The 13447-nt window shown below is 70.5% G+C and carries 11 protein-coding genes, 2 tRNA genes and 3 pseudogenes; 3 read left to right on the top strand and 13 right to left on the bottom strand.

Annotated elements, in window-relative coordinates:
• Positions 1 to 4: 4 nt before the first annotated feature.
• The 5 genes from IPJ78_14375 to IPJ78_14355 all read right to left on the bottom strand — a co-directional run bounded on the left by IPJ78_14375 (position 5) and on the right by IPJ78_14355 (position 4683).
• Positions 5 to 649 (bottom strand): carboxymuconolactone decarboxylase family protein, encoded by a 645-nt coding sequence (locus IPJ78_14375; protein MBK7907727.1) that lies wholly within the window; start codon positions 647 to 649, stop codon positions 5 to 7.
• Positions 616 to 1665, bottom strand: a complete 1050-nt coding sequence (locus IPJ78_14370) for an asparaginase (GenBank protein ID MBK7907726.1) — start codon at positions 1663 to 1665, stop codon at positions 616 to 618. The genes IPJ78_14375 and IPJ78_14370 overlap by 34 nt, the downstream gene beginning before the upstream one ends.
• Before the next feature lie 71 nt (positions 1666 to 1736).
• A complete protein-coding gene (locus tag IPJ78_14365; GenBank protein MBK7907725.1) occupies positions 1737 to 3086 on the bottom strand; it encodes a CCA tRNA nucleotidyltransferase in 1350 nt (449 codons plus the stop codon).
• Between the two features lie 9 nt (positions 3087 to 3095).
• Entirely contained in the window at positions 3096 to 4115 is a 1020-nt protein-coding gene (locus tag IPJ78_14360) for a DMT family transporter (protein ID MBK7907724.1), read from the bottom strand.
• Positions 4108 to 4683: a hypothetical protein gene (locus IPJ78_14355; GenBank protein ID MBK7907723.1), complete on the bottom strand. Its 576-nt coding sequence runs from the start codon at positions 4681 to 4683 to the stop codon at positions 4108 to 4110. The genes IPJ78_14360 and IPJ78_14355 overlap by 8 nt, the downstream gene beginning before the upstream one ends.
• On the opposite strand from IPJ78_14355, the gene IPJ78_14350 reads away from it, so the two are divergent.
• Positions 4664 to 5119: a hypothetical protein gene (locus tag IPJ78_14350; protein ID MBK7907722.1), complete on the top strand. Its 456-nt coding sequence runs from the start codon at positions 4664 to 4666 to the stop codon at positions 5117 to 5119. The two genes, IPJ78_14355 and IPJ78_14350, sit on opposite strands and share 20 nt — an antisense overlap.
• A 58-nt stretch (positions 5120 to 5177) precedes the next feature.
• Here the strand turns inward: IPJ78_14350 and IPJ78_14345 are convergent, their stop codons facing one another.
• Positions 5178 to 5912, bottom strand: coding sequence for a hypothetical protein (locus IPJ78_14345; GenBank protein ID MBK7907721.1), 735 nt, complete (start codon positions 5910 to 5912; stop codon positions 5178 to 5180).
• Positions 5913 to 6701: 789 nt separating this feature from the next.
• Positions 6702 to 7853, bottom strand: coding sequence for a glycosyltransferase (locus tag IPJ78_14340; protein ID MBK7907720.1), 1152 nt, complete (start codon positions 7851 to 7853; stop codon positions 6702 to 6704).
• A gap of 76 nt (positions 7854 to 7929) precedes the next feature.
• Between IPJ78_14340 and IPJ78_14335 the strand changes: the two genes are divergently transcribed.
• Positions 7930 to 8002: transfer RNA gene (locus IPJ78_14335), tRNA-Ile, on the top strand.
• 81 nt (positions 8003 to 8083) lie between these two features.
• Positions 8084 to 8157: transfer RNA gene (locus IPJ78_14330), tRNA-Val, on the top strand.
• 29 nt (positions 8158 to 8186) lie between these two features.
• On the opposite strand, the gene IPJ78_14325 is transcribed toward IPJ78_14330, so the two are convergent.
• From IPJ78_14325 to IPJ78_14300, 6 genes and pseudogenes are all read right to left on the bottom strand, one after another.
• A complete protein-coding gene (locus IPJ78_14325; GenBank protein ID MBK7907719.1) occupies positions 8187 to 9428 on the bottom strand; it encodes a glycosyltransferase family 4 protein in 1242 nt (413 codons plus the stop codon).
• Positions 9425 to 10525, bottom strand: a pseudogene (locus IPJ78_14320) (DegT/DnrJ/EryC1/StrS family aminotransferase). Before IPJ78_14320 ends, IPJ78_14325 begins: the two are co-directional and overlap by 4 nt.
• Before the next feature lie 21 nt (positions 10526 to 10546).
• Positions 10547 to 10987: pseudogene (locus IPJ78_14315) on the bottom strand (N-acetyltransferase).
• Entirely contained in the window at positions 10980 to 11249 is a 270-nt protein-coding gene (locus IPJ78_14310; GenBank protein MBK7907718.1) for a hypothetical protein, read from the bottom strand. The pseudogene IPJ78_14315 and the gene IPJ78_14310 overlap by 8 nt, the downstream one beginning before the upstream one ends.
• A 13-nt stretch (positions 11250 to 11262) precedes the next feature.
• The gene (locus tag IPJ78_14305; protein MBK7907717.1) at positions 11263 to 11928 is read right to left on the bottom strand and encodes a Gfo/Idh/MocA family oxidoreductase; all 666 of its coding nucleotides are present in this window, start codon (positions 11926 to 11928) and stop codon (positions 11263 to 11265) included.
• Positions 11929 to 12125: 197 nt separating this feature from the next.
• Positions 12126 to 13155, bottom strand: a pseudogene (locus IPJ78_14300) (N-acetyl sugar amidotransferase).
• Positions 13156 to 13447 lie beyond the last annotated feature (292 nt).

Raw genomic sequence — 13447 nt, 5'->3', positions numbered from 1 at the left:
ACGGCTACTTTCCGACGACGCGGTCCAGCAGGAGCCGTGCGCGCTCGAGGGCCGGCCCCGGCACGACACCCTCCAGCGCCTCCAGCGTCCCCCGGAGCTCGGCCGCCGGAACGCCGGCGTTGAGCGCCCCGTGCAGGTGCGAGTGCAGCTGCCGGTCCTGCTCGCTGGCGATGCAGGCGGCCACCACGCACTGCTCGCGGATCCGGAGCGCGAGCCCGGGACGCGAGAGGATCTTGCCGTAGCCTTCCGCGATCATCCACGCATCGAGCGCCGGGTGCAGCGCGACGATGTTGTGCCGCAGCTTCTCATAGAACGGCCCGTACACGATCTCGCAGGTCGCGGCCCCCGCCTCCTGCCAGGCCCCCGGGCCACCGCCGACGGCCCCGCTGTCCTCGATCGGGGCCGGTGCGCCCGAGACCCGCCGCCACTCGCGCATCGCGTTCAGCGTGCGCGGGAAGCCGCAGAACAGGTACGACTGCAGCAGCATCTCCTCCACCCACGGGACCGGCGTGCCCGCGCTGACGCACTCGGTCGCTCCGGCACGCATCCCCGCTTCCGGTCCGTTCGCGACCCGCGCCGCGAACCGGACGAGCGCGAGGATGTCGCCGGAGGGCATCACGATGTCGTGCGACCGCGCGTCGGGCGACATCCGATCAGCGCGGCGCGTGCCCGATCACCGCGGCGGACCGGATCATGCCCACCCGCTCGCTGCGCGTGTTCCGGACCGACTTCTGCGCGAACTCGGCGAGCCGCGGCGGCAGCTCCGCGGGGAGCACGCCGAGCTGCTGCAGCGCCGAGAGCACCGCGATGTGCTGCGCGCGGAGCGCCCCGTCCTCGACCTTGAGCGCGAGGCCGAGGCCCATCGCCGGGACCGTCACCGAGTGGACCCCTTCGGCGCCGACCTTCGCGAGCACCGCCCCGTCCGTCTCCTGGAGCAGGACGGTGTCGAAGCGGTCGGTGCCGCCGAGCAGGTGCGGGTTGGCGCGCACCGCGCCGACGATCCGCGACGGCACCTCCTCGCCGGCGTGCACGGCACGGCCGAGTCGCGCGTACGCGAGGGCCATGCGGTCGAGCGCGAGGGCCATCACCGCCACGCCGCACCCGTCCACGGCGATCGGCATGTCGTCCAGCGGCACGCCGGTCCACGAGGAGACCTCGCCGAAGCAGCTGCGCTGGACCTGGTGGTCGGGCTGCTCGTACCCGCGGGTCGCCCAGCCGGCGGTGCGGGCGCGCGCGAGCATCGCCGCGTGCTTGCCGGAGCAGTTGTTGTGGAGGCGCGTGAGCGGTTGGCCGCTCTCGCGCCACAGCTTCGCGCCGCGCGTCGCCAGCGGCTCGTGCGGACCGCACGCGAGGTCGCCCTCCTCGAGCCCCAGCGAGGCGAGCATGCGCGCCGCGACGGCGAGATGCTCCGGGCTCGCCGCCGTGCGAGGCGCAGGCCAGGGCGAGTTCCTCGGGGCCCCATTGCAGCTGGTCGAACCCGCCCGACGCGATGAACGGCATCACCTGGAAGAACTTCGAGCAGGAGCGCCACATCGTGACCAGCTGGGCATCGCGCGCGGCGGCCACGAGCACCTCGTCCGCGCCGATGACGGCCGCGTGCACCCGGTGCGTGGATTCCACCACGTCACCGCGCGTGACCTCGACGTCGAGATTGAGTGCGAGCATACACCGGAACACTAACCGGGCGCCGAGCGGGCGTGGAGGCCGCGCGGACGCCGCGCCGGCCCCGCGCCGCCTCAGCCGGCGGCCGGCGGCAACACGGCGATCGCGAGCAGGCGCTCGCGGGTGTTCTGCGTCGGGTCGTCGATGACGACGTCGAGCAGCCGCCCGAGCGTCTCGCCGATCACCCGACCCGGTCCCACACCGGCGGCGCGGAGGTCGTCGCCGTCCACGGCGAGATCGCCGAGCGTGAGGGGGTCGCGCCAGGCCATGCGCATCGCCCGGCGATAGAGCGCGATGCCGCGCACGCGGCGCGCCCGGCGCGCCGCGGGGATGGTCCCCGCGACGCCAGCGACCTCGGCGGCTGCGGCGGCCGCGGCCTCATCGGCCTCCGCGGCCACGGCCGCGTGCGCCCAGAGCAGCCGGGCGAGCGCGGGGAGGTCGAGTCGCCCCACCGTCGCCACGAGGCGGCGCAGCGGCGCTCCGTCCAGCGAAGGATCGACCGTCGCGCCGAGCGCGCCCGCGGCCTGCGCGAGTGCGAACGTCGCGCGCGCTTCGACATTGCTGTACTTGAGCGCCTTGAGCGTGCGCTCGAGATCGCGCGCCGGGACGACGCCGGGCTGCACGAAGAGCGCGGCCAGCCGCAGCGCGCGACGGTCGGGTCGGCCGCGCAGCCCGGGGCGGCCGAGGTGGTCGATCGCGCCGAAGCGCTCGCGCGGCGCGTCGGCGAGCGCCGGCACGAGCGCACCGAAGATGCCCGCCTCGCGGTAGCGCTCGAGGGTCGCCGCGGGGCGCGCGACCTGCTCCATCACCTTCTCGAGTTCCTGCTTCACACGCTCCATCGACAGGCGCCCCAGGTGCGGCGCGCTCTCGCGGATCGCCGCCCAGGTGTCCGGATCGATCGCGAAGCCGAACCGTCCGGCGAAGCGGATCGCCCGCAGCGCGCGGAGGCGGTCCTCGCGCATCCGCTCCGCGGCCTCCCCCACGCAACGCACGATCCGCGCTTCGAGGTCGCGGCGGCCGTGGAACGGGTCCCGCACCACGAGCGTCTCGGCGTGCACCGCGATGGCGTTGATCGTGAAGTCGCGGCGCGCGAGGTCCTCGTCGAGCGAGGCGCCGAAGCGGACGACCGCATGCCGGCCGTCGGTCTCCACGTCGTGCCGGAAGGTCGTGACCTCGTGCAGCACGCCGGCGCGGTCGAGCACCCCGACCGTCCCGAACTTGATGCCCACCGGCACCGTGCGACGGAAGAGCTTCTGCACCTGCTCGGGGAGCGCCGACGTCGCGATGTCCCAATCGAGCGTCGCGATGCCGAGGAGCGCATCACGCACCGCGCCGCCGACGCACCACGCCTCGTGGCCCGCGGCCTCGAGGGTGCGGCAGATCTCCTTGATGGAGGACGGGGGCTGCAGTCGCGTCTCGTGCACGGGCGGAAGTTAGTCGCCGCCGGGAGGCGTCGCGGGCGACGTCGCGGCAGGCGTCGCGACAGGCGTCGTCGTACGCGTCCAGTCGATCGTGCCGACGACGAGTCCGGCGAGGATCACTGCCCCTCCCGCGAGCGTCCACGCGCTCGGCGTCTCCGCGATGCTCGGGAGGAACGCGGCGAGGAGCGTCGCCCCGACCGGCTCGGCGAGGATCGCCAGGCTCACGACGTAGGCCGGGACGTAGCGCAGGCTCCAGTTGAAGCCCGTGTGACCGAGGAGCATGGGGCCGACGGCGATGCCGGCGAAGAGGAGCCAGTCGCGCGACGGCTGCGGCCAGAGCGGCACGCCGGTCGCGAACGCCAGCGCGAGGACCACGACGAGGCACGCGCCGTACACGAGCGCGACGTACGGCCAGAGCGAGAGGCGTTGCCGGAGCGAACGACCCGCCGTGTAGTAGACGCCCACGGTGAAGGCGCCGAGCACGGCGAGCGCATCGCCGAGCAACGCGTCGGCGCCGACGGCGCCACCCTGCCCCGCATCGCCGTAGCCGATGACGACGGCCCCGAGCATCGCGATGGCGATCCCGACGAGCTGCCGTGCCGTCGGGCGTTCGTGCAGGAAGAGCGCCGAGCCCGCGACGATGACGACCGGATGCAGGTTCACGAGCACCACGCTCGCCGCGACCGAGGTGTAGCGGAGCGAGGCGATCCAGCTCCAGAAGTGCAGCGCGAGCATCGCGCCCGCGACCGACGCGACCGCGAGATCGCGGCGCGCGAGCGTCCGGTACTCCCGCCAGCTCCCGGTGCCGAGGACGAAGAGCCCGATGACGCCGAGCGCGAGCGTGAGGCGCCAGGCGGCGATCGCGAGTGGCGCGGCCGACGAGAGGCGCGCGAGCGGACCGCTCACCGAGATGCCGAGGATGGCCGCAGCGAGCACGAACGGGAGGACGCGAGGGGTGTCGCGCGGCGGATGGGGCGTGGTCACGGGACTCGCGAAGGGGGGCAGTGGTCGCGCAGGCGTCAGTCTACGCATCTTTCCCGTCATGCCGAAAGACCTGATCGCCCGCGCCCGCCTGCTGGAACTCCTCGAGGCCCCGTCGCGCCGCCGCCTGCGGATCGCGATCGTCGGGGACGCGATGCTCGACGTCTACCTCCGCGGGGACGTCGAGCGGATCTCCCCCGAGGCCCCGGTGCCCGTCGTGCGCGTGAAGGAACGGAAGCACGCGCTCGGCGGAGCGGCCAACGTCGCGCAGAACGCCGCGGCCCTCGGGGCGCGCACCGAACTCGTCGCAGCGCTCGGCGACGATGCCGCGGGCCGGCAGCTGCAAGGGATGCTCGAGGCGCTGGGCTCGGACGCCCGCGGCCTCATCCGCACCGCGCGCCCGACGACGACCAAGACGCGCGTGGTGGCGCGCGGGCAGCAGGTGGTGCGCGTGGACGAGGAGGTCGATGCGGACCTCGTCGGCGCCGAGGTCGAGGCGCTCCACGCCGCGGTGGCCCGCGCGGTGGGCGAGGCGGACGCGCTCGTGCTGGAGGACTACAACAAGGGCGTGCTCGTGGAGTCCGGTGATCCACGCGGCGATGGCCGCCGCGCGCGCCAAGCGGATCCCCGTGGTGGTGGACCCCAAGTACCGCAACTTCTTCGCCTACGGCGGCGCGACGATCTTCAAGCCCAACCGGCGGGAGCTCGAGGCCGCGCTCGGCGCGGCGGTGGACCTCGACCATCCCGAGGCGTTGCCCGCGGTCCTCGGACGACTGGGCGCGGAGCGGCTGCTGCTCACGCTGAGCGAGCGCGGCATGGCGTTGATCGAGCCCGATGGGGCGATCGCGCGGATCCCGACGACGGCGCGCGAGGTGTTCGATGTGGTGGGCGCCGGCGACACGGTCACGGCGTATCTCGCGGGCATGCTCGCCGCCGGCGCGACGGCGTTCGAGGCGGCGGTGGTGGCGAACTTCGCCGCGGGCGTCGAGGTGGGAAAGGCGGGCGCGGCGACGGTGTCGCCCGACGAGGTGCTCGCGGCGTACGAGTCGCACTGACGGCGGTGCGCGACGGCCGGCGGATGCGCTCCGCCGACCGTCGCGCGCCATCGAGGGACTAGGCGGCCTGCTCCGACGGGCGCGGCGATCCCTCCGCCGACGCCGTCGTCACCTCCTGCGGCTCGGCCGCTGCGCCGCCGCGGCCGGTCCCGCCGGGCAGCAACTGGACGCGACTCGCGGCGCGCCAGGCGGCGAGCACCGCGGGATCGGCATCGAACGACGCGCGGACGACCGCGTCGATGCGCCGCACCGCGTTGCGCCCGCGGCGGACCTCGGCCTCGAGGGCCGCGCGCGCGGCGACGTGGCTGGAGACGAGGGTCGCGCGCCCGCCGAGCGACGTCTCGAGCGCGTTGCGCGCGGTGGTGAACTGCGCGAGGAAGTCCGCGGGAAGCCCGTGGGCGATGAGGATCGGCTCGAACGAGCGCGCGGCTTCGATGATGCCGTCACACGCCTGGAGGAGACGCGTGACGCCGATCTTCCGCTTGGGCATGCGCACCACGGCCGGCAGGCGGACATCGGACTCGGGTTCGATCTGCGCCTTGGCGATCGCGACGATCGGGCGGATGTGGCGGTCGATGAGGCGCTGGGCGAGCTGCTGTTGCCGCCGGACCTCGCCGCGGGAGAGTTCGCGGCCGGAGACCTGCGCACCGGCCCGCTCGCGGAGCCGGCGGATCACCTGCTCCAGCACCACGCGCGCGCCCTCATAGGTGAGGGGGCCTGTGACGGGATGCGCGTCAGCGAACGCGAGGACGCGGACGAACGACTCGATGGTCTGCTTCTGGTTCGACTTCATACTGCCTCCATAAAGATTGTGGGGTGGACGCATGGACTGCGGGATCTCCGCTCGCGTGCGTCCGTCACGAGCGGGATTTCGGGGCCGACCGGGCGGCGGAGCGCTGGTCGGGAGTGCGGGAGTGCTGGTCGGGAGTGCGGGAGTCCTGGTCGGGAGTGCGGGAGTGCTGGTCGGGAGTGCGGGAGCCCTGATCCGGAATGCGGGAGGAGCGTGAAGGCGAGCGGGAGCGACGGGACGGCGAGCGGGAGCAACGAGACCGCGAGCGGGAGCGACGGGAGGGCGCGCGGGAACGACAGGACGGCCAGGCGGAGGGACGGGATGGCGAGCGGGAGGGACGGGACGGCGAGCGGAAGTCGCGGTGCGCCGTGCGGAAGGCGCGGGACGGTCGGCGGGAGTCGCGGTGCGGGATGCGGGAGGGGCGGGACGGCGTGCGGGACTCGCTGGCGCCTGGGGCGGAGTCGCGGGAACGCCCGGCGGACGCACGGGACGGTCGGGGACTTCCTCGGGGCGCTCCCTACCTCGCGACTGGCGGCGGTGGAGAAAGGACTGCCGCTGCGGCCGAGGACTCGTCGGCGGGGGCACTCACGCCGGAAAACGAGATCGAGCCCTCTACTTGTATATCCGTCGAAGAGGGCAAAACCAATTACGCGGGTCTTCTCTTGTTACATCGCGCACGGACCCGTTCGGTCCGGCGTGGTGGCTGACCGGTCCGATGGGGATGTCCGATCGCGCGCGACGGCGCGTGCGGGGATGGGACTTTTCAGGGCGGCGCGCTCGTCGCGCGCCCGTTCAGGCGTGGGCGCGCGTGCGCCAGGCCGTGTCGACCGCCGCGACGAGATCCGTCCGGAAGCGCGCGATGTTGAAGCGGTCGGCGTTCGCCCAGCAGGCGCTCGTGCTCGGCGCGGGGTCCAGCGCCTCGAAGCGGCGGACCGCGTCGGCGATCAGGGCCGGCGTGTCGTCGGCGAAGAAGAGCCCCGTGCGGTCCGCCCCCGCCTCGCCGCGCACGGTCTCGAGTGCCCCGCCCTTCCCCAGCGCGATGACCGGCGTGCCGCACGCCTGCGCCTCGAGCGGGACGATGCCGAAGTCCTCGTCCGCCGCGAACACGAAGGCGCGCGCGCGCCGGAACCAGTCGCGGAGTTCCTCGCGCGGCCGCTCGCCGAGCAGCCGGATGTTGGGCGCGCCGTCCGCGAGCTGGAGCAGGCGCGCGTGCTGCGGTCCGTCGCCGAGGACGACGAGGCGGCGGTCCGGCAGGGACCGGAAGGCCTCGATGATGCGATCGATGCGCTTGTAGGGGACGTGCCGGCTCGCGGTGACGTAGAGATCGGGTTCCTGGTCGCCGGCCGGGGTGAAGAACTTCGTGTCGACCGGCGGCGGGATGACGAGGAAGTCGCGTCCGTAGTGGCGCCGCACGCGATCGCCCACATAGTGCGAGTTGACGAGGAAGACGTCGACGCCATCGGCCGCCGCGCGGTCGAGGCGCTGGAGCCGGTCGAGCAGCCGCCGCGCGATCGCGGCGCGCACGCCCTTGATCCCGTGGTCCTCGAGGTACTCGTCGCGCTTGTCCCAGAGGTAGCGCGTGGGCGAGTGGCAGTAGCAGAGATGGACCTGACCCTTGCGACGGCGGATCCCCTTGGCGACGGCGTGATGGCTGGAGATGACGATGTCGTACTCGGCGAGCCGGAGACCGCGGACGGCGGCGGGCATGAGCGGCAGGAGCGAGCGATAGCGGCCGCGGATGTCGGGGAGGTGCTGGAGGAAGGTGGTGGTGGCGGGCTTGGCGGAGAGACGGGCCCGGTCCTCGGGGTCCATGACGTCGAAGAGCGCGAAGAGATCGGCGCCCGGGTAGGCGGCGAGGATCTGCTGGATGACGAGCTCGGCGCCGCCGAACTGGGCGAGCCAGTCGACGACGACGGCGATGCGGGGCGCGGGCGCAGGGTCCATGGCGGGCGGCACGCGGACAAGATAGGGCGGCGGGCGTCTTGCCGCGCTGTGGCAGGGAGGGCAGACTTCGCGCGTCGGGCCCATAGCTCAGCGGTTAGAGCGGCGGACTCATAATCCGAAGTGCGCAGGTTCGAATCCTGCTGGGCCCATCAAGGCGAAAGGGAGAAGGTGGAAGGGGGCGCGCTCGGGCTTGAATGGGGTCCGGGGGGCGTTTATCCTTCGTGGCTCACGGGCGCGTAGCTCAGCTGGTTAGAGCGCTGCTTTCACACAGCAGAGGTCGGGGGTTCGAGCCCCTCCGCGCCCATGGATCGATGGTGGCAAAGGACACACGCCTCAGGGCCTGTGTCCTTTTGCGTCACAGGGATCTAGGCGCTCGCGGCTCCTCGGAGCCCTGGCTTTCGGTGTCGGGTCATCTTGTCCCGACCGTACCGTCCCCAATCCACGCGGGCGCGATCCGGCACGGCTGCCAACCAGGACTCCGTCCTGCAACCGGTCAACGAGTTGAGGCAGCGGCCGCCAGCGTCCTGGTTCCTCTCCGGAAGCCGACCTGCGCCTCCTCCGCGATCCTGGTCCGCCAGCCATCGAAGTTACACGCCACGGCGCATCCGGCGGCGATCGCGTCGAAGAACTTGTTCTGCACGGCGTCCTTCCAGACGACCGCAGGTCCCCTGAAGAGCGCGACGAGATGTCCGCCGCGGCGAGCCATTCCGCGAGTTGCGATTTCGGCACCGGCGCGTGGAGGAAGACCGTTCGATCGAGCAGGCCGAGATCCGTGGCAAGCCGCGTCACTCGCTCGACGTCTCGTCCGGCGCCAAAGAGGGCGAAGCGAACCTCGGGCGCGATCCTCCCCACTTCCCCGGCGACCCGAATGAGATACTCCACACCGTTGACCTCACCGAATGTGCCGGTGAAGATCACGAGGGGGCGCTCTCCAAGCCACGCGTGCGCCTCGCGAACTCGCGATTCCGAGGCGGCATCGAGCCCGAAGAGTCCGTTGTCGCAACCGTTGGGGATGACCGTCACCTTCTCTGGCGGCACTCCCTTGGCGATGATGTCCTCCCGCATCCCCGGCGCCAGTGCGACGATGTGTTGCGCTCGTCGATACGTGAGGCGCTCGAGCGCGCGCGCGAGTCCGACGGCGACCGGATGTCGTATCGCACCGATTGCGATCGGCACATCGGGCCACTGGTCGCGCACCTCGAACACGAACGGGCGTCGCCGCAGGGCCGCTGCGAGCATGCCGGGGATGGCGATCGTCAGTGGGGTGCTCGTTGCGAAGACGACGTCAGCGGGCAGGCGGCTCGCGCGCCACGCAGCGCTCCACGCGAATCGAACGAAAGCGAGGATCCGCCCAAGCCGGCCCATCCGATTGTCGTACGGGACGGCGATCCAATGCACGCGGATCCCCGCCTCCTCCGTCACCCTCCAGCCCCCGCTTGCGCCGTTGCGCGAATCCGCGGTCACCATCTCCACCTGATGTCCTGCCGCGACAAGCCTGCGCGCCATCTCGTAGCTCCGTGTCCCACCCGACATCTCAGGGGTCACGAAATACTGGTGCAGGTAGACGATCCTCACGCCTCGAACGCGCGCACGGCGGCCGCGACCTTCTCCGCCTCTCCCTCGGTCAAGTGCTCGCCGATCGGCAGGCTCAGCAGCTGGACGTCGAGTCGGTTCGCATGCATCGGCTCGCCAGCCTGGCCCACGTAGGCGTAGGCTTGGAGCTTGGGGAGGGCGATCGGGTAGTGCACCCCCGTCTGGATCTCGTGGCTCGCAAGGTGCGCCTGCAATCGGTCACGCTCGACCGCGCGCACGACGAACAGATGATAGGCGTGGCGCACGCCCGTCCGTTCCCCGGGAAGAGTGAGCCACGGCAGGCCCGCGAGCTCCCGCTGATACACTCGCGCGATCCTGTTTCGCTGGTCGATCCACGCGTCCAGATGCCTCAATCTCACCGAGAGGATCGCGGCTTGAGCGTGTCAAGCCGACTGTTGCGGCCCTCGAACCGATGGCTGGTACTTGTCCAGGCGCCCATGATTGGCGATCATGCGACTACGCTCCGCAAGCGCGTCGTCATTGGTCACGATCGCGCCCGCGTCCCCGTACGCACCGAGGTTCTGCCCGGATAGAAGCTGAACACGCCGATGTCGCCGAGCGCGCCGACTCGCCGTCCACCCCACTCCGCCTGCGGTGCGCCTGAGCCGCGTCCTCGACGAGTCTGAGACCGTGCATTCTCGCGATCTCCAGGAACGCGCCGAGATCGGCCGGTTGTCCGTGGCAAGTGCACGAGCACGATCGCTGACGTCCGTGCGGTGATCCGTCGCTCCACATCGATCGGGTCGAGTCCGTACGTGACGGGGTCGACGTCCGCGAAGACGACGCGAAGGCCGGATCTCGTGACGGCCTCGCTGCTCGCGATGAACGAGTTCGCCGACGATCACCTCGCTTCCCTTCGGCAGGTCGAGCGCTTCGAGCGCGATCTCCAAGCCGTCGGTCGCGTTCGCGACCCCGATGCAATGCTTCGCCTGCTGGTACGAGGCAAATGCGCGTTCGAATCCGCGGACCGGCTCACCGCCGATGAAGGTCGCGTCAGCGAGTACGCCGGCGACGGCGGCGTCGATCTCGCCCCGAAGCGAGGCGGCGTACTGCGACTGGAGATCGAGGAACTTGATCATGGAGGGGACGGAGTTTGCGTCAGGATTCCCGGCGTAGACACCCGGAGCCGTGATGTCCCGGGTGACGACGGCACCGGCGCCGATGACCACGTCGTCACACACGGCCACGGGCATGATGGTGGCGTTGGAGCCGATCGAGACCCGGTCACCGATGCGTGTCGCGCGCCAGAGGCTCTTGTCACCCCGAGCGGGCCCGCCGTGCGCGAAGAGATCATTGATGAACATCACGCCGTGCGCGATCATGCAATCAGCGCCGATGGAGACGAGTTCGCAAATGAACGTATGCGACTGCACTCGCGTGCGCGGGCCGATCGACACGTCCTTCTGGATCTCGACGAACGGTCCGACAAAGACCCCGTCGCTCAACGTGCACCCGTAGACGTTGGCGGGCTCGACGATCACGACCCCGTCACCACAGCGTACGTCGCGGACGGAGGCCATCCGCCGATCGGGCTCAGGCATCACGGACCCCGAGCTTGCAGCGAACCGGCCGGAATCGCATCGATACTTCCCGTCCCGTCTCGATCGACTCATAGATCGCCGTGATCAGCTCGAGGCTTCGGCGCCCCTCGAGCCCATCGACCATCTGACGCTTGCCGGTCACGATGCAGTCGACGACATGCTCGTAGTACGCCTGATGGCCGAAGCCATAGACGCTCGGCGGATTCACCGAATACTTCGCGACCACTTCCTCATCGCCGGACTCCGGCTTGCGAACTGCCACGTGCGCAGCTGGTTCACCGCGAACCCCGCGATCCGACTGTAGCCGCCTCGCCCAGGAGCGAGAGCGAGCCTTCGAGGTCCCGTGGTCGAGCGGCCGTCGTCGCCTCGATGACCCCGAGCGCCCCGTTCGCGAATCGCAGGGTGACCACCGCGGTGTCCTCCGTCTCGACCTTGGCCAGCCGCGTCGTGCTCATCGCGAACACCGACTCGACGTCCCCGAGCATCCACTCAAGGAGATCGACATGGTGGCTGGCCTGATTCGTCAGGACGCCGCCGTCGAGCGCCCAGGTCCCTCGCCAAGCGTCCTGGTCGTAGTACGATTGCGGTCGACACCACCGGACCCTCACCGTTCCGAGCACCATCTTCCTGAATCGGCTGGGATCCAGCGCCTCACGGAGCTTGACCACCGGGACGTTGAACCGATTCTGCTTGACGACGAAGAGGCGAGCATCCGCCTCGGCGCACGCGCGGATCATCGCGTCGGCGTCGGCGAGCGTGAGCGCCATCGGCTTCTCCACCACGACATGCCTGCCGTAGGGGGCGAGGGCGAGCACGTGCTCGGCGTGCAGGCCGCTCTCCGTGAGCACCGCGACGACGTCCACCGGCGCCTGCCGCATCATCGCGTGCATGTCGCCGAAGTACGGACCCCGAACTCCTTCCCAGCTTCTCGGCACGCTCATGCCGGATGTCGCACACGGCGGAGAGACGAGCCCTGTCGATCTGCGAGTGCCCAAGAAGGTCGGCATGGCGGCGGGAGATGCGGGCCGCAACCGACGAGCGCGAATTGAGAGTCAAGTACCGCTCCAGGACGATCATGCGGGTACAAATCCCGCGCGCGCAGGTTGTCCACGGTCCGGCGAAGAAATTGCACCGCGTCGTAGCTGTTCCGGAAGTCCCGGAACGAGCGTATGGGAGCCTGCATGATCGACTCGAACTCGTCGTCGGTCAGCTCAAGCTTGCGCACCACATATTCGCGGTCACGCTGCTGCACCTCCACGGGATACGGCGGTTCGGCGACCTCGGCGAGCGCGGCCTCGCGGTCGTCTGTCCGGCGTTGATCAGATCGGAGAGGTGTCCATATCGCTTGTCGATCCCGAACTTCCGCGGCAGGACGTACCCCTGATAGAACCGCGTATAGATCGACCCGTGATGCTTTCCGCCGTAGTAGACCCATCCGAGCTTTTGACCGCAGGAGCTTCCATCGCCCTCGCCTTGTCGAAGTCGAGATAGTTGAGGATCGAGATGGTGCGCACCCGCCTGACCAGATTGACCCACCCCAGGTACGGAAGGGAGAAGTGGGGGTACGAGCGCAGCGGGACGCGACCGAACCGGCGATGCACATCCTTGATGTAGCGCCAATCGGAGTGCCCGTACGCCCAGTGGGGAACACTGAGCGCTTCGGTCGTGAAGTTCATGCCCGAGAGGATGAACCGCACGCCCATCCGCGCCGCAGTGCGCCAGAGCAGCGCATTGATGGCGTGGTCACTCGGGATCTCGCCGTCGGGCGTCGACGCACGCAGAAATGCGACCTGCAGGTCGCGGAACTCCTCCCAATCGACGACGTACGTCTGGAGATCGATCGAGAGCGTACGAAGAACCTTCTCGATGTTCGCGACCGCGAGTTCCGAATTCCATCCATTGTCGAAGTGCACCGCCAGCGGCCTGAGCCCCAGCTCCTTCGCGACGTAGGCGACGTAAGTGCTGTCGACGCCGCCACTGACCCCACGATGCAGTCAGTAGTCCCGGCTGCGCCGCCGCGCGCACGCGGTCCGCGAGCCGCTCGGCGACGGTCATGTCCTGCGGGGCCACGGAACGACGCGTGCAGGAACGAGCGTCGCGTAGCGCCGACAATGATTGCAGATGCCCGACCTGTCCACCTCGAGGAGCGGATCGACTCGCGAATCCATGATGCAGCGCGCGCAAGTGGTCAGCGGGCGCGCTCCCGAACGGGCATCGAGGAGGTCCCGATAGAGCACCTGCAGGATCCGCCGCTCGTGCTCCCACACGTGCCGTGATCCGGCGCTGACCGCTGCGGACCGCATGGCCTCGACCATCGGCCGATCGAGGCGCGCCACGGCCTCACGCCAACCGGAACCGGATTCGAGCACCCACCCGCACTGTTCGGACTCGACCACTTGGCGCATCTCCGGAAAGTTCAGACGAGGCGCCGGTATCGCCGGAGGAACTCGAAGAGCTTGT

This window comes from Gemmatimonadota bacterium (genome assembly GCA_016714015.1).
Lineage (GTDB): Bacteria > Gemmatimonadota > Gemmatimonadetes > Gemmatimonadales > Gemmatimonadaceae > Pseudogemmatithrix.
The sequence above is the reverse complement of the archived record's forward strand: the minus strand, read 5'-3'. Positions and strand labels throughout refer to the sequence as shown.